This is a genomic window from Rhodopseudomonas parapalustris, from assembly GCF_053772255.1.
On the sequence record NZ_JAMKBZ010000001.1, the window covers coordinates 135786 to 156283 of the forward strand.

General features: G+C 65.3%; 17 protein-coding genes. 5 read left to right on the forward strand and 12 right to left on the reverse strand.

Annotated elements, in window-relative coordinates; all coding sequences use genetic code 11:
* Positions 1–43: 43 nt before the first annotated feature.
* Together M9H71_RS00695 and M9H71_RS00700 are read right to left on the reverse strand one after the other, a co-directional pair.
* Complete coding sequence (locus M9H71_RS00695; RefSeq protein ID WP_455403206.1) at positions 44–1603, reverse strand: acyl-CoA carboxylase subunit beta; 1560 nt, start codon at positions 1601–1603, stop codon at positions 44–46.
* Positions 1512–2477 carry an IclR family transcriptional regulator gene (locus M9H71_RS00700; protein WP_455403207.1) on the reverse strand — a complete coding sequence of 322 codons (966 nt, stop codon included), beginning with the start codon at positions 2475–2477 and terminating at the stop codon, positions 1512–1514. Before M9H71_RS00700 ends, M9H71_RS00695 begins: the two co-directional genes overlap by 92 nt.
* Before the next feature lie 266 nt (positions 2478–2743).
* Here M9H71_RS00700 and M9H71_RS00705 point away from each other — a divergent pair, with 266 nt between their 5' ends.
* From M9H71_RS00705 to M9H71_RS00720, 4 genes are all read left to right on the forward strand, one after another.
* Positions 2744–2965 (forward strand): acetyl-CoA carboxylase biotin carboxyl carrier protein subunit, encoded by a 222-nt coding sequence (locus tag M9H71_RS00705; protein WP_455403208.1) that lies wholly within the window; start codon positions 2744–2746, stop codon positions 2963–2965.
* A 187-nt stretch (positions 2966–3152) separates the two neighbouring features.
* A complete protein-coding gene (locus M9H71_RS00710; protein WP_455403209.1) occupies positions 3153–4313 on the forward strand; it encodes a TAXI family TRAP transporter solute-binding subunit in 1161 nt (386 codons plus the stop codon).
* Between the two features lie 26 nt (positions 4314–4339).
* Positions 4340–6406: a TRAP transporter permease gene (locus M9H71_RS00715; RefSeq protein ID WP_455403210.1), complete on the forward strand. Its 2067-nt coding sequence runs from the start codon at positions 4340–4342 to the stop codon at positions 6404–6406.
* 118 nt (positions 6407–6524) lie between these two features.
* Positions 6525–7079: a hypothetical protein gene (locus tag M9H71_RS00720; RefSeq protein WP_455403211.1), complete on the forward strand. Its 555-nt coding sequence runs from the start codon at positions 6525–6527 to the stop codon at positions 7077–7079.
* Between the two features lie 61 nt (positions 7080–7140).
* On the opposite strand, the gene M9H71_RS00725 is transcribed toward M9H71_RS00720, so the two are convergent.
* From M9H71_RS00725 to M9H71_RS00735, 3 genes are all read right to left on the reverse strand, one after another.
* Positions 7141–7506, reverse strand: coding sequence for a Zn-ribbon domain-containing OB-fold protein (locus M9H71_RS00725; protein ID WP_455403212.1), 366 nt, complete (start codon positions 7504–7506; stop codon positions 7141–7143).
* Complete coding sequence (locus tag M9H71_RS00730) at positions 7503–8639, reverse strand: thiolase family protein (protein WP_455403213.1); 1137 nt, start codon at positions 8637–8639, stop codon at positions 7503–7505. The genes M9H71_RS00725 and M9H71_RS00730 overlap by 4 nt, the downstream gene beginning before the upstream one ends.
* Before the next feature lie 363 nt (positions 8640–9002).
* Positions 9003–10205, reverse strand: coding sequence for a CaiB/BaiF CoA transferase family protein (locus tag M9H71_RS00735; RefSeq protein ID WP_455403214.1), 1203 nt, complete (start codon positions 10203–10205; stop codon positions 9003–9005).
* A gap of 204 nt (positions 10206–10409) precedes the next feature.
* On the opposite strand from M9H71_RS00735, the gene M9H71_RS00740 reads away from it, so the two are divergent.
* Positions 10410–11294: an acyl dehydratase gene (locus tag M9H71_RS00740; RefSeq protein WP_455403215.1), complete on the forward strand. Its 885-nt coding sequence runs from the start codon at positions 10410–10412 to the stop codon at positions 11292–11294.
* Between the two features lie 285 nt (positions 11295–11579).
* Here the strand turns inward: M9H71_RS00740 and M9H71_RS00745 are convergent, their stop codons facing one another.
* The 7 genes from M9H71_RS00745 to M9H71_RS00775 all read right to left on the reverse strand — a co-directional run bounded on the left by M9H71_RS00745 (position 11580) and on the right by M9H71_RS00775 (position 20282).
* Positions 11580–13106, reverse strand: coding sequence for an AMP-binding protein (locus tag M9H71_RS00745; protein ID WP_455403216.1), 1527 nt, complete (start codon positions 13104–13106; stop codon positions 11580–11582).
* 21 nt (positions 13107–13127) lie between these two features.
* Positions 13128–14297, reverse strand: a complete 1170-nt coding sequence (locus M9H71_RS00750; protein WP_455403217.1) for an acetyl-CoA acetyltransferase — start codon at positions 14295–14297, stop codon at positions 13128–13130.
* 258 nt (positions 14298–14555) lie between these two features.
* Complete coding sequence (denD, locus tag M9H71_RS00755) at positions 14556–15542, reverse strand: D-erythronate dehydrogenase (RefSeq protein ID WP_455403218.1); 987 nt, start codon at positions 15540–15542, stop codon at positions 14556–14558.
* 176 nt (positions 15543–15718) lie between these two features.
* The gene (locus M9H71_RS00760; protein ID WP_455403219.1) at positions 15719–16645 is read right to left on the reverse strand and encodes a carbohydrate ABC transporter permease; all 927 of its coding nucleotides are present in this window, start codon (positions 16643–16645) and stop codon (positions 15719–15721) included.
* Positions 16638–17585, reverse strand: coding sequence for a carbohydrate ABC transporter permease (locus M9H71_RS00765; RefSeq protein WP_455403220.1), 948 nt, complete (start codon positions 17583–17585; stop codon positions 16638–16640). Before M9H71_RS00765 ends, M9H71_RS00760 begins: the two co-directional genes overlap by 8 nt.
* A gap of 230 nt (positions 17586–17815) precedes the next feature.
* Positions 17816–19141: an ABC transporter substrate-binding protein gene (locus tag M9H71_RS00770; RefSeq protein WP_455403221.1), complete on the reverse strand. Its 1326-nt coding sequence runs from the start codon at positions 19139–19141 to the stop codon at positions 17816–17818.
* Positions 19142–19217: 76 nt separating this feature from the next.
* Positions 19218–20282, reverse strand: coding sequence for an ABC transporter ATP-binding protein (locus tag M9H71_RS00775; RefSeq protein ID WP_455403222.1), 1065 nt, complete (start codon positions 20280–20282; stop codon positions 19218–19220).
* Positions 20283–20498 lie beyond the last annotated feature (216 nt).

Here is a 20498-nt window from a genome sequence, read left to right on the forward strand (position 1 = left end):
TGCCTGACCCCTCTCCCCGCGCTGCGGGGAGAGGTTCGAAGACCTACGGCCGCATCCGCATGCCCGTCGCGATGCCGGGCGTGCGCAGCGGTTCGGCTAGGCGGGCGAATTCACACAGGAGCGAGCGGGTCTTGCGCGGATCGACGATCTCCTCGACCCAGAATTTCTCGGCCGAACGGAACGGCGAGCGCAATTTGTTCAGCCGGTCCTCGATCTCGCGCATCTTGGCATCGCGGTCGTCCGCGGCGTCGAGGTCGGCGCGATACGCCGCTTCGATGCCGCCTTCGAGCGGCAGCGAGCCCCAATACGCCGACGGCCAGGCGTAGCGCATCGAGAACCGGTTGGCCGGCTGGTGCACCACGCCGGCGACGCCAAAGGCGTTGCGGACGATGATCGTGCACCACGGCACGGTCGACTGATTGACCGCCGTCATCGCCCGAACGCCGTGCCGGATCGTCGCCGACTTCTCGGCTTCGAGCCCGATCATGAAGCCGGGGCAATCCATCAGATACACCACTGGCAGATGGAAGGTCTCGGCGAGGTCGACGAAACGAATGACCTTCTGGCAGGTGTCGGAGGTCCACGATCCGCCATAGTGATACGGATCGCCGGCGAGCAGCGCCACCGCCCGCCCCTCGAGCCGCGCCAGACCGGTGATGATCGAACGGCCGAACGCCGAGCCGATCTCGAAGAACGAGCCCTGATCCACCACCGATTCGATGATCGGCCGCATCTTGTAGACCTGCCGGCGATTGCGCGGCACCGCCTTCATCAGCTTCTCGTCGGACCGCTCCGGATCGTCGTCGCAGGGCAGCGTCGGCGGCAGCTCGTGTACCGACGACGGCAGATAGGACAGGAAACGCCGCACGCAGGCGAACGCCTCTTCCTCGGTGTCGACCGCATGATCGATCGCGCCGGCGCGGGTCTGGATGTCGGCGCCGCCAAGATCCTGCTTGCTCAGATCCTGGCCGAGTCGCGCCACCACCGGCGGTCCGGCGACGAACATCGCCGAATTGCGGGTCATGATCGAATAGTGACTGGCGGCGAGTCGCGCCGCACCGAGGCCGGCCACCGAGCCGAGCCCGAGTGCGACCACCGGCACCTGGGCGAGGTTCGCCGTCGTGTACGAGTACCAGCGAGTGCCGTTGACGCCGCCGGGCAGATTGGCGGCGCCCTTGCTCTCGATCGTCTTCACCGACCCGCCGCCGCCCGATCCTTCGATCACACGGACGATCGGCAGGCGATAGTCGTGCGCCATCTCCTCCGCCATCTGCGGCTTGGCTTGGATCGACGCATCGGCCGAACCGCCGCGCACGGTGAAGTCGTCGCCGACCACCACCACGGTGCGGCCGTCGATCTTCGCCCGGCCGAACACACAGTTGGCCGGGGTCAGATTGATCAGTTCGCCGCTGGCGTCGTATTCGCCGAGACCGGCAACGGCGCCGATCTCGTGAAAACTGCCGGCGTCGGACAGCCGGTCGATTCGCTCACGAACGGTGAGCCGACCCTGGTCATGCTGGCGCTTGACCTTGTCGGCGCCGCCCATCTGCCGCGCGAAGTTCTCGCGCCGGGCCAGTTCGTCGAGCTCCGGCTTCCAATTCATGCATTCCCTCCGGCCTGATCGTCTTCTTGTTGTTGCTTCCCGCCGGGCGCACCGCGACCAGACCGCCATCCGCATTCTGCACCAGAGGCTCGATCGATCCGGCGAGCTTGAGCAGAAGCGGTGCGATCTCGTCGTGCAGCCGCTGCTCGTCGTACATCGCGGCCAGCACGCCGATCGTGACCATCACATAGGTCTGGTACTGCGGCGACCAGATCGGCACCGCGATGCCGTTGATGTGCGGGCTGAACAGACCGCACGACACCACGTAGCCGCGCTCGCTCAGCATCGCGCGAGCGGCATCGATTCGCTCGCTCAGCAGCGCCGCATCGGCGGGCGTGTCGCGCTGAATGTCCGAGATCAGAGCCGCCGCGACGTTGTCGTCGAGCGAGGCGGCATAGGCGTGGCCGGCGGCGGAGCGGCTGATCGCGATCCGGCTGCCGGTGGTCGAATGCAGGCCGAGCGCATGGGCGGCGCGGGCGAATTCGAGATAGACCAGATGAAACCGGTCCGGGAGCAGGAAGCCGATGGTGCCGGGAATCTGATCGGCGACCTCCTGCAGGCGCGACCGGATCAGATTGCGCAATTGCAGGCCGCGGGTCATCGAGGTACTCATCGCGACCGCGCTGGGGCCGATCCGGTACTTCTGGTCGCGCGGCAGATAGACGAGCTGGCCCATGCGGGTCAGCGTGTGGGTGAGACGCGACACCGTCGAGCGCGGCAAGCCGCAGCGATTGGAGATTTCGAGGTTGCCGAGCCGAACGTCGTGGCCTTCGAAGCAGCGCAGCACGTCGAAGGCGCGCGACACCACCTGAATCACGTCGCCGTCACCGGCCACATCCCCTTGCCTGCACAGTCGTTCCGAGCGTCGTCCCATGTCTTTTTGTCCTGCGTGGTTATGATGCTCGATGCTCCGAGAGCACTCATCGTTCCTACCCGGAGCACCTTACGTTTCTTGGTTCTTGTTTCGCTCCGCGGAATATAATTCCGCTTGAAGACAAAGCTACATCAGGCAAATTCCCCCGACAACATCGACGAGCGCCGCGCAACGCCCCACGCATGACCACTCGGCGCAAGATTTTTGGCTCCAGCCGCAGCAGCGGAACCCGGCGCCACAACAACAACACGACGGAGGAACACCCGATGGCCGAGATCAAGATCGTCACCGAAGTCGCCGGCCGCGTCTGCGCCTTGCCGCTCTCGATCGGCGACGGGGTGGGCGAAGGGGACGACATCGCCTTCGTCGAAGCGATGAAAATGGAAATTCCGGTCCCCTCTCCCGCCGGCGGAACTCTGAAGTCGCTGCACGTCGCGCTCAACGACGTCGTCGCCGAAGGACAGCTCGTGGCGGTGATCGAAAGCTGACGTCGCTTTGCGCGTATTCCACGGCGGCCTGCACGCTATGCGCGATTGCGGGACGTAATGTCGCATCATGCGATAGAGATGCGGAGTGCAGACAGCGTCCGCACCGCGTTGCCATCACTTCGAGGCGATGACATGCTCCCTTGATAACAAAGCAATCCGCAAAGCGGATGCGTTCGGGGAGAGAGACATGACGGGACGTTTCGGTCCGCTCGCGGCATTCGCCGTGGGCTGCGCGCTGATCATCACAACCAATGCGCGTGCCGACGACATCAAGCTACCAGCCACGATGGCGTTCACCGCCTACGACACCGGCACCGCCGGCTTCAACATCGCCGTCGCGGTCGGCAAGATGATGAAGGACAAGAACGGCACCGACGTCCGCGTGCTGCCCGCCGGCAACGACGTCGCCCGCCTCGCCCCGCTGCGCAACGGCCGCGCCCAGCTCGCCTGGATGGGATCGGGCACTTATTTCGCGCAGGAAGGCGTGTTCGAATTCGGCGCCAAGGAATGGGGGCCGCAGGCGCTGCAGATGACGCTGAGCGTCGTCGACTGCAACGGCTCTTCGCTCGGCGTCGCTGCCGACACCGGCGTCAAGGAGATCAAGGATCTGCGCGGCAAGCGCGTCGGCTTCGTGGTCGGCTCGCCGGCGCTCAACCAGAACGCACTCGGAATCATGGCCTATGGCGGCCTGACCAAGGACGACGTCAAGATCGTCGAGTTCGCCAGCTACGGCGCGATGTGGAAGGGGCTGGTCAACAACGACGTCGACGCCGCATTCGGCACCACAATCACCGGTCCTGCACGAGAGGCCGAGAACTCGCCACGCGGCCTGATCTGGCCGCCGATGCCGCACGCCGACAAGGCGGCGTGGGAGCGGGTCAAGAAAGTCGCGCCGTTCTTCAATCCGGCGATGTCGAGCTGCGGCGCAGCGCATCAGCCCGGCAAGCCGATCGAGCTGTCGAACTACCCCTACCCGATCGCCACTGTCTACGCGACGCAATCGGCCGATCAGGTGTATTCGATCACCAAGTCGATGATCGTCAATTACGACGCCTACAAGGACAATGCGCCGGGGGCCACCGGCCTCGCGGTCAAGACCCAGACAATGAAATGGGTGGTGCCGTTCCATCCCGGCGCCGTGAAGGCGCTGAAGGAAGCCGGACAATGGAGCGCCGACGATCAGACGCACAATGACGGCCTGATCAAGCGCCAGGAAGTGCTGGCCGCGGCGTGGAAGCAATATGCGGCGGCGGCGCCATCCGGCGAGCAGGAATTCCGCGACGGCTGGATGACGGCGCGCGCGGCGGCGTTGAAGCGCGCCGGCCTGCCTAACGGCTTCGAGCAGTAACGCATCGCCGCACCGGGGACATCGCCATGCGCGCTGCTGAATCCGCCGCCCGCCCGACCAAGCGGATCGTGCTCGACGATCCGCATTCGGTCGACAACATGCAGGAAGCCGAAGTCACGCGGGTGCGCAGCCTGCACGGCTTCTGGCGCTGGGCTCTGGTGGTCGCCGCGGCGGCCACCATCCTGCTGTGCATCAACCAGCAGTTCTCGCTGCGATTCTTCGTCGGCTACACCCAGCTCAACACGGAGTATTTCTATCTCCTGATCGCGCTGATGCTGCCGTTCACCTTCCTGATCTTCCCGGCATCGCCGACGGCGCGGCTCGATCGCGTCCCGCTGTACGACGTCGCGCTGTTTCTGCTCACGATCGGCGCGGCGCTCGCGCTGATGAGCACCATCCGCAAAGCGGCAGAGGCCGGATGGGAATTCGGCGGCGCGCCGACCCACGTCTTCATCGCAGGTCTGGTGATGTGGGCGCTGTTGATGGAAGCGTTGCGGCGCACCGGCGGCTGGAGCCTGCTGCTCTGCATCTTTCCCTTCACCGTGTACCCGCTGTTCGCCGGCGCGCGCTGGCTCGGCCCGCTCGGCGGCTCGCAGTCGACGCTGGAACAGGCGACCGCCTATCATGTGTTGTCCGGCGAGAGCCTGCTCGGCATCCCGATCCAGGCGTTCGCCGACACCGTGATCGGCTTTCTGGTGTTCGGCACCGCGCTGATGCTGACCGGCGCCGGCAAGTTCTTCATCAATCTGGCGTTCTCGATCTGCGGCACGTTCCGCGGCGGCGCCGCCAAGGTCTGCATCTTCGCCTCGGCGCTGCTCGGCATGATGTCGGGCTCGATCATCTCCAACGTGCTCACCGCCGGCACCATGACCATCCCGGTGATGAAGAAGAGCGGCTTCCGCGCCTCCTATGCGGGGGCGATCGAGGCCTGCGCCTCCACCGGCGCAGTGCTGGCGCCGCCGGTGATGGGCGCCACCGCCTTCGTGATCGCGCAGTTCCTCAACGTGTCCTACGCCGAGGTCGCGCTGGCGGCGATCGTGCCGGCGACGCTGTACTACATCGGCCTGTTCATGCAGGTCGACGCCTATGCGGCGCGGCACGGACTGGAAGGCATCCCGCGTTCGGAGCTGCCGAGCCTGTGGCAGACGCTGAAGGAAGGCTGGTACTACGCCTTCGTGATCGCGCTGCTCGTGGTGATGCTGCTGTATTTCAAGCGCGAGAGCCACGCGCCGTTCTACGCCACCGCGCTGCTGCTGGTGCTCAACCAGATCTTCTCCAAGGACACAAGGTGGACCTCAGGCAGCATCGTCCGCTTCCTCGAAGTCAACGGCCGCACCTTCGTCGAGCTGATCGGCATCCTCGCCGGCTGCGGCCTGCTCATCGGCGCGTTCTCGATGACCGGGGTGATCTCCAGCCTGGCCGCCGACCTGCTGCGGCTCGCCGGCGACAACGCCTTCCTGCTGCTGGGGATGTGCGCGATCACCAGCCTGATCCTCGGCCTCGGCCTCACCACCACCGCCTGTTACATCTTCCTGGCGATCCTGGTGGCACCGGCGCTCGAGAAGCTCGGGCTGAACCGGATGGCGGTGCACATGTTCATCTTCTATTGGGGTATGCTGTCGTCGATCACGCCACCGGTCGCCATCGCGTCCTTTGCGGCCGCCGGCATCGCCGGATCCCCGGCGATGAAGACGGGCTGGGAATCGATGTGGGTCGGCAGCATCATCTACTTCATTCCGTTCTTCTTCGTGATGAACCCGGCGCTAGTGCTGCAGGGACCGAGCCCGTATCTGGCGGCGCTCGGCCTGCTCGGGCTGGCGGCGCTCGGCACGGTGTGCATCTGCGGCGGCATCCAGGGCTATCAGGTCGGCATCGGCGATCTGCGCCGCGCCGGTGCGCTGGAATGGCCGCTGCGCGTGGCGTTGGTGATCGGCGGCTTCGTGCTGGCCACGCCGGGGGGCGGCATCAATCCGCTGTCACAGGTGCAGATCACCTCGCTCGGTCTGTGCCTGCTGGCGCCGACCTTGCTGATCGCGCTGCTGCTGGTGCGCCGCGGCGACGCACCCAGGCCAATGGCACGTCCGGCGCTGTGACGTGAATGGCGGCGGCTCGGCGGCTTGATGCCGCCCGACCGCCGTCGTTCAAATTTCACTGGACTGGACACCCGCGCTGGTTGAGCATCCTGGCGTTTCAACACCAAGGAGCTTTGCAATGCAGCGTGTATTGGAAGTCACTTCGGTTGATCTCAGCCTGGTCAAGACCAGGCCCCCGCAAATCCACATCGTCACCCATGGAACGGTGCCGACCTCCGGATGGAAGCACCCACGGCTGTCCCCCTGGTTCTACATCCAGCCACCGGCCGACGGCATTCAGGATTTCGACTTCGTCGCCGACGCACCGACCGGCATCGTGCGACCGATGATCACGCCGATCGTCGGCGAGGCGACCATCCCGCGCGACCCCGCCGATTACTGGGGACCCGGCAAGGAGCTATGCGGCGTCCGCATCCACGCCCGCAGCAACACCAAGGAGACGACGTTCGGCGCGACAGAAGAGCTGGCCCAGGCGATCTCGCTGTCTCGCGGCGACGACGATCCGATTCCGTGGCTGATCTTCACCGCAACGACGTCGGAGTGCGACCTGACAGGCAAGGTGCTCCGTATCTATCACACCGGCGATGCGCTCGACACCGGCTATCGGACTGATCGCGGCAATATCGAACTCGATCCGACCACGGAGCGTGTCGTCCGGGTGTGGTGCGGCTGACGTTCCGCGACTATCGAGCAAGGCGGCGGGCGCTGCAGGCGCCCGCTCGCCATTCCAGCGTTCAGCGCGCTGTCTTTTCGAAGAACGGCACCAGTTGCCCGGTGAACTGCGTGAAGCCGGCGCGGACGCGGTCGCCGATCTCAACATCGTGCGCGCCGTGCCCCATCATTAGGAATCCCTCGGCGCAATCGACCAGCACGATCTTGAACGGGACATGCACGCGCGCCTCAGCCGTGGCAGCTCGATGCACCAAAGTCGCGGCGTAGACCACGCCTTCGCCGCTCGCGGCCAGCGTATGCAGATCGTCGCTGCCGCAGGCCGAGCAGAAGTCGCGACGGAAATACTGCACCGCGCCGCAGCGGCCGCAGTGCTGATAGGTGATCGTCGGCTCGCCGCAGGTCCAATCGGGCATCGCCATCTCGCTCATCGCACCCGCTCCAGGATCATGCTGACATGCGACGACAGCACGCCGCCATCGCCGTGCAGCAGCGCCATCGATGCATCGCGCACCTGACGGTCGCCGGCGCGCCCGGTCATCTGCAGATGCGTCTCGACCAAATGCGCCATCACGCCGCCGACGCCGCAATGGCCGTAGGACAACAGGCCGCCATGGGTGTTGAGCGGCATCGCGCCGTCGCGCGAGAAGTATCCGTCACGCGCCCGCGCCGCCGCTTCCCCGCGGCCTGCGAGCCCGAGGTCTTCCAGCAGCATCAACAGCGTGATGGTGAAGCTGTCGTACACCGCGGCGTAACGCATGTCGGACACCGTGACCCCGCTCGCCGCCTTGGCGCGTGCGATCGACTGCTCGGCGCCGGACGGCCCTTCGGCCGGCATCGCCGTGACATGCTGATGGGTGTGCGCCTGGCCGCAGCCGCGCACCTTGATGCTATACGCGGTGGTCGGCTGCGCGCTGATCACCAGCGCGGCGCCACCGTCCGACACCGGGCAGCAGTCGAGCAGCTTCAGCGGCGAGGCGATCGGCTTCGACGCCATCACATCGGCGACACTGATCGGCTCGTGAAACTGCGCGCCGGGATGACTGAGCGCATGGGTCCGCATCAGCACCGCGAGTTCGGCGAGGTCTTCCTCGGTGACCGCATGGTCGTGCATATAGCGCGACGCGACCAGGCCGTAATAGGCCGGGATCGTCGGACCGAGCGGCACTTCGTAGATCGGGTGACCGACCTGGGCCAGCGCTTGCACCGAGGCGTCGCGGCTCTGGCCGGTCAGCCGGTTCTCGCCGCCGACCACCAGGATGTTGTTCGCCGCGCCGCTCTCGACGAGCTGATGCGCCAGCATCGCCATCGCCATGCCGGTGGCGCCGCCGACCTGTACCGCGTGGCAGTAGCTTGGGCGGATGCCGAAATGCTCGGCGAACACCGTCGCCAGCATGATGTGCGGCATCGTGGTCGAATAGCCGCAGAGCAGCCCGTCGATGTCGCCGCGCTTCAGCCCCGCATCCGCAATCGCCGCCTCCGCCGCCTCGCGCATCAGGCCGAGCGTGGTCGAACCGTCGATCTTGCCGAACCGCGTGAGGCCGACGCCGGTGATGTAGCTCATGACGTGGACACCTGTTCTCGGTGCGCATGGCCTCTCAACGTCATTCCGGGGCGTGAGCGCAGCTCACGAACCCGGAATCTCTGTGCGCGACGATCTCGGGATTCCGGGTCTGCGCTGCTGACGCAGCGCATCCCGGAATGACGAACGAGAGACCGATTGTGATCAAGGCGATCAGCATCGCGCCGAGCACAGCGCGCTCCCCTCCCCCTTGCGGGGAGGGGTCGGGGGTGGGGGGCCGCGGGCACTGAGCGTGTGGCAAGAGCCCTCACCCCAGCCCTCTCCCGCAAGCGGGAGAGGGAGAACAGGCGCTGTGCGGGCCCCCCAGCAACGCGATTAAGCAATGCTCCTGCTTGCTTCATCGGCTCAGCTATCCTGCAGCAACTTCAGCGCCCCGCATTCCGCCAGCGCCGCGATCTCGGCGTCGCCATAGCCCGCCTCGCGCAGTACCTCGGCGCCGTGCTCGCCGAGCCGCGGCGCGAAGCGCTGGCGTTCGACCTTGGTGTCCGACCAGGTCGCCGAGACCTTCATGTCGCGGATCGCGCCTTCGCTGGGATGCTGGACGATGGGGAAGAAATCCGTCGCGACCAGATGCGGGTCATGCAGGATGCTTTCGAGATCGTGCATCCGCATCGCCGGTACGTCGGCTTCGTCGAGCAGTGTCACCCACTCCTCCGTGGTCCTGGTCAGGAAGATCCGCGCCAGCTCGGCATAGACCACGTCGATTTTCACCGCGCGCCGGGCGAAGCTGGTGTAGCGGTCGTCCGCCAAAAGATCGTCGCGGCCGACCGCGGTGAGGAAGCTGATCCACTGCTTGTCGTTGTAGACCATCGCGCAGATGTAGCCATCGGCGGTCTGGTAAGGCCGGCGGTCCGGCGACAGATGCCGCGCATAGCCGCCGCGATCGAGCGGCGGCTCATAGGTGAGCCCGCCGAGGTGATCGCCCATCACGAAGCTCGCCATCGTTTCGAACATCGGGATGTCGAGCCGCTGGCCCTTGCCGGTGCGGTCGCGATGGACCAGCGACGCACAGATCGCGCCGACGGCGGTGAGCCCGACGATGCGGTCCACCAGGGCATTCGGCACGTAGCGCGGCGTGCCGTCTCCGACGCGCGCATTCAGCGCCGGCAGCGCGGTGGCGCCCTGGATCAGATCGTCATAGGCCGGCTTGGCCGCATACGGCCCATCCTGGCCGAAGCCGAATACGCCGGCATAGATCAGCCGCGGATTGAGCGGCGCGACATCACCGTAGCCCAGTTTCAGCCGCGCCATCGCCTGCGGGCGGACGTTGTAGACGAGCACGTCAGCGCGCGCGATCAGCCGCAGCGCGGCGGCGCGGCCGGCGTCATGCTTGAGGTCGAGGCAGATGCTGCGCTTGTTGCGGTTGGCGTTGAGAAACACCGGCCCCATGCCGGGATGCCGCGCCGGCCCGATCTGCCGCGTAACGTCACCGTCGGGAGATTCGATCTTGATGACATCGGCGCCGTAATCGCCGAGCATCTGGGTGGCGTAAGGCCCCATCAGCACCGACGTCATGTCGACGATTGTCGTACCCGCCAGTGGTCCCATCGCGGCGCTTCTCTTCCAACTCGCGGCGCTCTGATCGGCACCGTCACGGCGATGTAACGGGACCGGCGCGCCGAGATCAAGCCGCCGCCCGGCATGGCGCCATGCGGGACAAAATCCACGACGCGGAAGGTTTTGACTGCCCTCATTGACCGAACAGCCGCGGCACCGTTGACTTCGCGCCTCACTGGGTCGAGACGAGCGGCGATGACCACCCATCATGAAACCTACACCGCGCCGCCATTCGGCCCGGCGCTGATGCTGAACGCGCTTGCGCCCTCGCGCGGCTGGAATCCGAAAGACGGCTTTCCGGATTTCAGTTTCATCTGGCGCGGCTATCAGATCAGCCCTGCTGCGCTGGCGACCTTGCAGCGCGCTGCGGGCCGCGACGATGCGGCGACCGCGGACCGCCTAATGCTGCTGGCGCCGCATGTCACCGGCTTCCGGCTGACGATGGCGCTGCTGATGTGCCGGGACTGGCCGCTGCCGATCTGGCGTGCGCTGCAGCTCCGCAACCGGCTGATCCGCAGCGGCGAGATCAAGCTCGATGCTGCGTCCGACCTGATCGTGCGGGCGACAGGCTGGCGGGTGCACGACAAGGGCATCGAGCTCGACGTCCTGGCGCAACTGATGCAAGGCGACGATTGCCCGTGGCAGAGCATCACCACATTCTATTATCGCGGCCGCTTCGACGGGCCGGCGAGCCACGGCGCCGACGACGGCGCGCCGATGGCTTCGCCTTCGATCGATCCGTTGCTGCCGCCGCTGACGCAATGGACCGTCGCTGGCGACGAGCGGCTGCGCTGGGCGGCGCTCACCGGCGACTACAATCCGCTGCACCTCGCGGGTATCTACGCCCGCGCCACCGGCTTCGCCGCCGCCTCGGCCCACCCGCAGCGCATCGCCGCGCAATGTCTCGGTCACCTCGCCCCGACACCAGAGCCACCGACGCAGCTCGATCTATGGCTGAAAGGCCCGGTGTATTTCGGCCGCATTGCATCGCTGCGCGAAGCCGCAACCGAAGACGGCACCACCTTCGGCCTCTGGATCAACGGCGACGATCGTCCGGCTATGGTGGGGGTGATGAGCTAACTCCGTCATTGCGAGGAGCGCAGCGACGAAGCAATCCAGCTCAGTGCAGAGAGCTCGATGGCTTCGCGGAGCCTGTCATCGGGCCGCGCTTCGCGCCGACCCGGTGGCTCGCGATAACGGAGGGGGACCTCCAGCATCTTGCGACCTTGGCATTCTCGGACCTATCAGTTCGTCATGCCCGGCCTTGTGCCGGGCATCCACGCCTTTGAATTCGCGATGGCCCGAAGGCGTGGATGGCCGGGACGAGCCCGGCCATGACGAGGAGACTCGGAAGTTGTTGCCGAATTACTTCACGATCTTCCGCAGCTCCGTCTTCAGCACCTTGCCGTAATTATTCTTCGGCAGCGCGTCGAGATAGACGTAGCGCTTGGGCCGCTTGAAGCGGGCGATCGTGGCCAGGCAGTGGGCGTCGAGCGTCGTATCGTCGGCCGCGGCGCCATCGGCGAGCACGACACAGGCGACGACGTTCTCACCCCATTCCGGATCGGCGACGCCGATCGCCGACACTTCGCGCACAGCCGGATGTGTCAGCAGCGCTTCCTCGACCTCACGCGGATAGATGTTGGTGCCGCCGGAGATGATGACGTCCTTGGAGCGGTCCGACAGCGTCAGGAAGCCATCTTCGTCCAGGCGCCCGACATCGCCGGTGCGCAGCCAGCCGTCCTTCAGCGTCTCGGCGTTGGCCTGCGGATTATTCCAATAGCCGAGCATCACCGTTGAGCCCTTGACCTCGATCTCGCCGGTCTCGCCCGGCGGCAGCACCTCGCCATTCGCCCCGGTGATCCGCACCGAGACGACGCTCTGCGCGGTGCCGACCGATGCGAGCCGCTGGAGAAAGCGCGGATGATCGACATCGGCGTGCAGCGCGCGCTTCAGCGAGGTGATCGTCATCGGCGATTCACCCTGGCCGTAGATCTGCACGAAACGCTGGCCCATCACGCTCAGCGCTTCGCGGATGTCGGCGAGATACATCGGACCGCCGCCATAGACGATGGTGCGCAGCCCCTCGCCGGTTTCGCCGCGACGCTTGGCGGCTTCGACCAGCCGCTTGATCATGGTGGGAGCGGCGAACATCGCGACGTTGCCGAGCTGCTTGCCGAGGCTCAGCACCTCGTCCGGATCGAACCCGCCGGACTCCGGCACGACATGCCGCGCACCGAACCGGACGTGGATCATGTTGTAGAGCCCAGCGCCGTGCGAGATCGGCGCGGCATACAGCGCCGCATCCTCCGGCGTCACCGCGTCGACGTCGGCCAGATAACTCAGCGACATCGCCACGAGATTGCCGTGGCTGAGCATCACTCCCTTGGGCCGGCCGGTGGTGCCGGAGGTGTAGAACAGCCAGGCGAGATCGTCCGTATCGCGGGCGACCGGCGCTGTGAAACCGTCTCCGCTGCGTGCGCGGTTGTAATGCTCGCTATCGATCGCCATCACCGCCAGATCGGGCGGCAGATCGGCCGACGCCTCATCGAAGGTGCCGGCGGTGTCCTGACAGATCAGCGCTAAACTGGCGCCGGCGTTGCTGCAGATCCACGCCGCTTCCTTGCCGTGCAGCTTGGCGTTGATCGGGATCGCCACCGCGCCGGCCCACCAGATGCCGTACAGCGCTTCGAGATAGCGCGTGCAATTATGCGCGAACAACGCGACGCGATCGCCGGGCGCGATGCCGTAATCGCGCGCCAGCGCCGCGCCGAACGATGCCGCACGCGACGCGAACGTCGCGTAATCGGCATCGACCGTGGTGCCCGTCAGCAGCGCCGGAGCGCCCGGCCGTAGCCGGGCGCTCGCAGCAAGCCATTCCGCCAGATTCATCCACCGCCCCCCGGCTGTCGGTTACTTGGCCGGTTCGAGCACCGACACGTAATTGGCGACCGCCGCGCCGCCCATATTGAAGATGCCCGCGAGCTTAGCATCCTTGATCTGCATGCCTTCCGGCGCCTGGCCAAGCAGCTGCATCGCGCTCAGCACATGCATCGACACGCCGGTCGCGCCGATCGGATGGCCCTTTGCCTTGAGGCCGCCCGACGGATTGATCGGCAGCTTGCCGTCCTTCTGCGTCCAGCCTTCCTTGATGGCGCGGGCGCCCTGCCCCTTCGGCGTCAGGCCCATCGCTTCGTATTCGATCAGCTCGGCGATGGTGAAGCAATCGTGGGTCTCGACGAACGACAGATCGTTCAGCGTGACGCCGGCCTGCTCCAGCGCGCGCTGCCAGGCGACGGTGCAGCCTTCGAACTGCAGGATGTCGCGCTTGGACATCGGCAGAAAGTCCTGCGCATGGGCGCGGGCGCGGATGTTGACCGCCTTGCCCATCGCCTTGGCATTCTCAGCCGAGGTCAGCACCAGCGCCGCGGCGCCGTCCGAGACCAGCGAACAGTCGGTGCGCTTCAAAGGACCGGCGACGAACGGATTCTTCTCGCCTTCGGCGCGGCAGAACTCGAAGCCGAAATCCTTGCGCATCTGCGCATAGGGGTTGGCGACGCCGTTGTGGTGGTTCTTGGCGGCGATCATCGCCAGCGCATCGGACTGGTCGCCGTATCTCTGGAAGTACTTCTGAGCGATGATGCCGAACACACCGGCGAACCCGGCGGGCGTGTCACCGTCCTCCGGCAAATACGAGGCGCGCAGCAGGTTCTTGCCGATCTCCGGCCCCGGGGTGCGGGTCATCTGCTCGACGCCGACCACCAGCACGATCTTTGCGGCCCCCGCTTCGATCGCGCGGATGCCCTGATGCACGGCGGCCGAACCGGTGGCGCAGGCGTTCTCGACCCGGGTCGCCGGCTTGAAGCGCAGCGCCGGATCGGCCTGCAACACCAGCGCGGCAGTGAAGTCCTGCGGCGAGAAGCCGGCGTTGAAATGCCCGAGCACGATCTCGTCGACATCCGACGCGGCGATCCCGGCGTCGGCGATCGCCTCGGTGGCGACACGGACGATCATGCTTTCCACGGTTTCGGCGTCGAACTTGCCGAACGGCATATGGGCCCATCCAACGATGCTGGCAGTCATGGCGTTTTCTCCTCGAAGGTCGATGAAACTCGAACTCGCATTTATTATAGGATGACCATCAGATAAAGACATCCCCGCTCACGGCATGGTGGCCGGGCGAATGCGGAACCGCTGCCGCCATTCGCGACCCCGCCCGCCTTGCCCGGCTCGACCCGCCTGCGGGGCCGAAGCCCCCTTCGGCGCGGCGAAGGCCCGGGCCTCCATCACGCGAACAAAGCTGGGTCGCCGGGTCAAGCCCGGCGATGACGTGTGCATTGGTCAGGCCACGAACTTGCCGTCCAATTCGTCCTCAATGTGGATGCGGATGATGTCGTCGAAGGTCTTTTCCGCGGTGGTGAAGCCGAGCTTCAAGGCGCGGTCGGTCGAGAAGTTGCGCGGCCAGCCGGCGACGATGCCGATGATGGTCGGATCGGGCTCGCGCTTGATCCTTTCAACCACGGCCTTGCCGGCAACCCGCTCCAATGCGGCAATCTGCTCGCCGACCGTGGCGGGCAGCCCGGGCATCGACAGGCTGCGGCGCGGCCCCATCGCGGCGGTGTCTATGGTGGCGGCGTGGATCAGGAAGCCGACCGCCGAACGCGGCGAAGCGTGCCAATGCATCACCTCGTCCGACACCGGCAGCACGGCCTCCTCGCCATTCAGCGGCTCGCGGATGATGTTGGAGAAGAAGCCGGACGCGGCCTTGTTCGGCTTGCCGGGGCGGACGCAGATCGTCGGCAGGCGGATGCCGACGCCGTCGAAGAAGCCCTTGCGGGTGTAGTCGGCGATCAGAAGTTCGCAGATCGCCTTCTGGGTGCCGTAGCTGGTCAGCGGCGCCGACAGGAATTCGTCACCGATCTTATCCGGGAACGGCGCGCCGAACACCGCGATCGACGAGGTGAACACCAGCCGCGGATGATAGTCGTCGCCCTCGGCGCGGATCGCATCGATCAGATGCTTGGTGCCGTCGAGATTGATGCGGTAGCCCTTGTCGAAATCCGCCTCGGCTTCGCCCGAGACGATGGCCGCCAGATGGAAGATCACCTCCGGCCGATGCGCCACCAGCGCCGCCGCCTGACCGGGCTCGGCGAGGTCGCTGGTCACAGTGGTCATCGCGATCGACGCGTGCGGCGGCCGCATCGGCGCCACCACGTCCTGCAGCGTCATGCGGGTGATCTCGCGGCTGCCGAGCCGCCCGTCCGCCAGCAGCCGGTCGGTGAGCTTGCGCCCGACCATGCCGGCGGCGCCAAGGATCAGAATGTGCAAGGAACGTCCCCTCTCAATTGTCATTCCGGGATGGTCGTCAGTCGGCGAAGCCGGCTGGCGGCCAGGCCCGGAATCCATACTCCCTGCAGGGGTTATGGATTCCGGGCTCGCGCTTCGCGCGCCCCGGAATGACGAACTTGAATGTGGTCGGAAGTCAACCCGCGCTGATGGGCCTTCTACTCCTTCACCGCCCCGGTCATCGCCGACACGTAATGTTCGACGAAGAAGGCGTAGAGGATGACCAGCGGCAGCGAGCCGACCAGGGCGCCGGCCATCAGCGAGCCCCATTTGTAGATGTCGCCGTCGACGAACTCATTGACGATCGCCACCGGCACGGTCTTGTTCGGCGTCGATTGCAGGAAGGTCAGCGCGTAGATGAATTCGTTCCAGCACAGCGTGAAGCAGAAGATGAAGGCCGAGATCAGCCCGGGGATCGCCAGCGGAATGATGATCTTGACCAGGATCTGCCAGCGCGAGGCACCATCGATCAGTGCGCATTCCTCCAGCTCGAACGGGATGGTCTTGAAATAGCCCATCAGCAGCCAGGTCGAAAACGGGATCAGTAGCGTCGGATACACCAGGATCAGCGACAGCGGAGAGTCGAACAACCCATAGGCCTGGATCACCGAAGCGAGCGGGATGAACAGGATCGACGGCGGCACCAGATAGGCGAGAAAGATCAGGCCGCCGACGGTGTCGGCGCCGCGAAACCGCAGCCGGGTGATGGCGTAGGCGGCAAGGACCGACGCGACGATCGACAGGATCGTCGCGCAGGTCGCAACGAACATCGTGTTCCACAGCCAGCGCGGATACTGCGTCTCGAACAGCAGCTTCTCGATGTGCTTGAAGGTCGGATGCACCACCCAGAACGGGTTGTAGGTGTCCATGTCGATGAGCTGCGCGTCCGGTTTGATCGCCGTCAGCGCCATCCAGTAGAACGGGAACAGCAGCACCACCAGGATGATGAACAGCGGCAGATACAGCGTCACCAGCCGGCGCGGCAGCGACTCCAGATAGCTCATGCCCTCGCTGTCGTCGCTCTGCGCCACCGTGGCGGCGGCTTTGACGGCGAGACGGGGATCTGACGCAGTGGTCTCAGTCATTGTCTGATCCTTGCTGCCACTTGCGGCGCTGCATGCCGAACCACGAGATCGCGATCGCCGCAAGCAGGAACGGGATCATCGCAGTGGCGATCGCCGCCCCCTCCCCGAGCCGCCCCGATAGAATGCCGCGCTGATAGCTCAGCGTGGCCATCAGATGCGTGGCGTTGACCGGGCCGCCGCGGGTCAGCGCCCAGATCAGTTGGAAATCCGTAAAAGTGAACAGCACCGAGAACGTCATTACCACTGCGATGATCGGGGTGAGCAGCGGATAGGTGATGTAGCGAAAGCGCTGCCAGCTCGTCGCGCCGTCGAGCGTCGCCGCCTCGTAGAGCGACGGCGACACTGTCTGCAGCCCGGCGAGCAGCGTGATCGCCACGAACGGCACGCCGCGCCAGATGTTAGCGAAGATCACGCTGGCCCGCGCCCAATTGGCGTCACCGAGGAAATTGATGTTCTGGTCGATCACCCCGAGCTTGATCAGCGACCAGGAGATGATCGAAAACTGCGAGTCGTAGATCCACCAGAACGCGATCGCCGACAGCACCGTCGGCACGATGAACGGCACCAGCACTGCGGCGCGGATGATCGCCTTGAACGGCATGTGGCGGTTGAGCAGCAGCGCCAGATACAGGCCGACGGCGAATTTGATCGCGCTGGCGACCACCGTGTAGAGGATGGTGTTAAACACCGAAAGCCAGAAGATGCTGTCGTCCCACAGCCACTGGTAGTTCTCGACGCCGACGAACACCCCGTCGCGGCCGATCCGCGCGTCGGTGAAGCTCATCCACACCCCGAGAAACAGCGGATAGGCCAAGAACAGGATCAAGAACGCCGCCGCCGGCAGCATGAACCACAGCGCGATGAAGTTGCGGCTGGTGCGAAGGCGTTGCCAGGCGGAGGGGCCGGAGTGAACCTGCTCGCGGATCTGAAGTGTGGTCATGCTAACTCCGTCCGGCCGCCTGCGGGCCGAGTGAAGGTCTCACTCCCCTCACGTTCGTCATTCCGGGGCGCGCGAAGCGCGAGCCCGGAATCCATAACCACCGCCGAGAGTATGGATTCCGGGTTCGCGCCAAGTGGCGCGCCCCGGAATGACGAACGTGAGGCTCCCATTGGTGGCGCCTTTGTCGGCTGAGAAGGGTCGGCGCATGTCACCAACCCTTCTCTTCCCTGTTACGCCCGGAAGATCCGCTTCGCCGCGCGTTCGGCGCTGCTCATCGCGGTCTTCACGTCTTCGCGGCCGGTGCAGTAGTTGGCGAACATGTCGACCACGACGAAGTCGGCGATCGCTGCGGCGGCGTTCTCGCCCATCTGGCCGTTGCCGGCCGGCGTGTTGGCGGTGCGGGCGACGTCGCGATACGGCGTGTTCTTGGGGTCCGCCGTCCAGATCGGGTTGTTCTCGTAGTCGAGCAGGAACGGCGACAGATAGCCCTGCGCCGCTTCGACCCACGGGTTGAACTGCGCCGGCTCCATCATGAACGCAGAGAACGCCTTGCAGGTGTTCGGGAACTTGGTGAAGTTGTAGATCAGGATCGGGAAGCCGAGATGCAGCTCGCGGGTCTTGCCGTTGAGCCCGGCGGGCAGATGGGCATGGTTGATGTCCTCGGCCATCTCCTTGTTGTCCTTCTTCGCCGCCACGTAGATCGAGATGCCGTTGACGGTGAGGTAGAGCTGACCGGCCAGAAATGCCTTGTTGTTGGAGGCGTCGTTCCACGACGCGGTGCCGGGGATGAAGTTCTCGTAAAGTCCCTTGACGTAGTCCAGCGCCTTGGCAGTCTCCGGCGAGTTGATGACGACCTTGTTGTCCTTGTCGATCAGATTGCCACCGTGCGCCCACAGCGCCCAATGGAGCCAGCCATTGGCGTCGCCCGAGGCGTGGCCGAGCGCCATCCCGGCGGGCGTGCCGTTCTTGTTCAAGCCCTTCACCAGATCGGAAAAGCCGCCGAGATCGTTCGGGAAGGTCTTGTGGCCGGCCTTCTCGGCCGCGCTGATGCGATAGTTGACGAGGCCGCCGGTGGCTGCGACCGGAAGACCGATCCACTTGCCCTGATACATCCCGTAGGCTTTGCCGGACTCGCTCCAGCCGCCGCACTTCTTGCCGAGATAATCGGCGACGTCGCTGACGTCGGTGCACTTGTTGGGGAACAGGAACGGCAGCGAATACAGGCCCCACACCATGTCGAGCCCCTGCCCGGTATTGGCCGCGACCGACGCTTTCGGCTGGATGTCGTCGTAGGATTCGTTGGAGACGTTGATGGTGACGTTGTTGGCCTTCTGGAAGGCATCGACGATCTTCATGAAGGCGACGTCTTCGGCTTCGACGAACCGCTTCCAGCGCAACAGATTGATCTTGGCGCCCGGTTCGGGCTTCCACGGCGAGGCCTGCGCCCAGGCCTTGGCGTAACCAAGCAACTGGTCGGCGGACATCGTCGCTGCCGTGGCCAACGTGATCGCGCCACCCTTCAACAACGTGCGGCGATCGAGGGTAAAGTCCGTCATCTGTCGTTCACTCCCTATGTTCCGCTTTGTGCATTGGTTCGTTGATCGACCAATTCTCGTTTTCGTCTCTGACGCTCTAGATCCGCCGGCCGCTCTCCTTGTCGAACAGATGCGCGACGTCGGCGCGCGGCTGCAGATGGATCAGATCGCCGGGCGCCACCGGATGCCGCTCGCGAAACACCGCGATCAGTTCCTGGTCGCCGACGCGCGCCACGATCTGGGTTTCCGATCCGGTCGGCTCGACCACGACCACCTCGGCCTCGATGCCGGTATCGGCAAAGGCGAGATGTTCGGGCCGGATGCCATAGCTCACCGGCCGGCCGTTGCCGCCTGCCGGCGCATCGCCGATCGGCAGCTTGGCGCCGCTGGCGGTCTCGACGTAAGGCTGCCCGCCATTCACCTTCAGTGTGCCGTCGAGAAAATTCATCGCCGGCGAGCCGATGAAGCCGGCGACGAATTTGTTGTCCGGCCGGTCGTACAGGTCGAGCGGCGCACCGATCTGCTCGACAATGCCGTCCTGCATCACCACGATCTTGTCGGCCATCGTCATCGCCTCGATCTGGTCGTGGGTGACGTAGACCGTGGTGGTCTTCAGCCGCTGGTGCAGCTCCTTGATCTCGGTGCGCATCGCCACCCGCAGCTTGGCGTCGAGATTGGACAGCGGCTCGTCGAACAGAAACACCTGCGGATCGCGCACGATCGCCCGCCCCATCGCGACCCGCTGGCGCTGACCGCCCGAGAGCTGGCGCGGAAAACGGTCGAGCAGCTTGCCGAGATCGAGGATATCAGCGGCCCGGCTTACTTTGCTCTCGATGGCGGCCTGATCGGCGCCGCGCAGCTTCAGCGAGAATCCCATGTTCTGGGCGACGGTCATGTGCGGATACAGCGCGTAGTTCTGGAACACCATCGCGATGTCCCGCTCTTTCGGCTGCACGTCGTTGACGACACGCTCGCCGATCGAGATCGTTCCCGCGGTGATTTTCTCCAGTCCGGCAAGCATCCGCAGCAAAGTGGATTTGCCGCAGCCCGATGGGCCGACCAGAACGACGAACTCACCATCCTCGATGGGAACAGTCACGCCGTGCAACACTTCGAAGCCGCCGAAAGATTTACGCACGTCGTGAATCTGCACCGACGCCATCCAGCACCTCCCGATGTCCCACCTTTTGATGCGGTCGTTGCCGCAAGCGTGACTTTTTGTTGGCGCAACTCTTAGCAGAATATTTCGCGCCTGTCGCGCTCGCAAATTACTCCGGTGTGATCGCACTACGCCGATTGCGTAGCGCAGTGCGACATGCGAGCATGCGCGCCGTTCCATGCTCAGCAAAGGCGCTCAAAACATCCGCTGCAAGGATGT

Bases quoted from the DNA above. Each gene is read 5' to 3' on its own strand.
- M9H71_RS00695 (WP_455403206.1), bottom strand. From the start codon at position 1,603: ATGAATTGGAAGCCGGAGCTCGACGAACTGGCCCGGCGCGAGAACTTC.
- M9H71_RS00700 (WP_455403207.1), bottom strand. From the start codon at position 2,477: ATGGGACGACGCTCGGAACGACTGTGCAGGCAAGGGGATGTGGCCGGT.
- M9H71_RS00705 (WP_455403208.1), top strand. From the start codon at position 2,744: ATGGCCGAGATCAAGATCGTCACCGAAGTCGCCGGCCGCGTCTGCGCC.
- M9H71_RS00710 (WP_455403209.1), top strand. From the start codon at position 3,153: ATGACGGGACGTTTCGGTCCGCTCGCGGCATTCGCCGTGGGCTGCGCG.
- M9H71_RS00715 (WP_455403210.1), top strand. From the start codon at position 4,340: ATGCGCGCTGCTGAATCCGCCGCCCGCCCGACCAAGCGGATCGTGCTC.
- M9H71_RS00720 (WP_455403211.1), top strand. From the start codon at position 6,525: ATGCAGCGTGTATTGGAAGTCACTTCGGTTGATCTCAGCCTGGTCAAG.
- M9H71_RS00725 (WP_455403212.1), bottom strand. From the start codon at position 7,506: ATGAGCGAGATGGCGATGCCCGATTGGACCTGCGGCGAGCCGACGATC.
- M9H71_RS00730 (WP_455403213.1), bottom strand. From the start codon at position 8,639: ATGAGCTACATCACCGGCGTCGGCCTCACGCGGTTCGGCAAGATCGAC.
- M9H71_RS00735 (WP_455403214.1), bottom strand. From the start codon at position 10,205: ATGGGACCACTGGCGGGTACGACAATCGTCGACATGACGTCGGTGCTG.
- M9H71_RS00740 (WP_455403215.1), top strand. From the start codon at position 10,410: ATGACCACCCATCATGAAACCTACACCGCGCCGCCATTCGGCCCGGCG.
- M9H71_RS00745 (WP_455403216.1), bottom strand. From the start codon at position 13,106: ATGAATCTGGCGGAATGGCTTGCTGCGAGCGCCCGGCTACGGCCGGGC.
- M9H71_RS00750 (WP_455403217.1), bottom strand. From the start codon at position 14,297: ATGACTGCCAGCATCGTTGGATGGGCCCATATGCCGTTCGGCAAGTTC.
- M9H71_RS00760 (WP_455403219.1), bottom strand. From the start codon at position 16,645: ATGACTGAGACCACTGCGTCAGATCCCCGTCTCGCCGTCAAAGCCGCC.
- M9H71_RS00765 (WP_455403220.1), bottom strand. From the start codon at position 17,585: ATGACCACACTTCAGATCCGCGAGCAGGTTCACTCCGGCCCCTCCGCC.
- M9H71_RS00770 (WP_455403221.1), bottom strand. From the start codon at position 19,141: ATGACGGACTTTACCCTCGATCGCCGCACGTTGTTGAAGGGTGGCGCG.
- M9H71_RS00775 (WP_455403222.1), bottom strand. From the start codon at position 20,282: ATGGCGTCGGTGCAGATTCACGACGTGCGTAAATCTTTCGGCGGCTTC.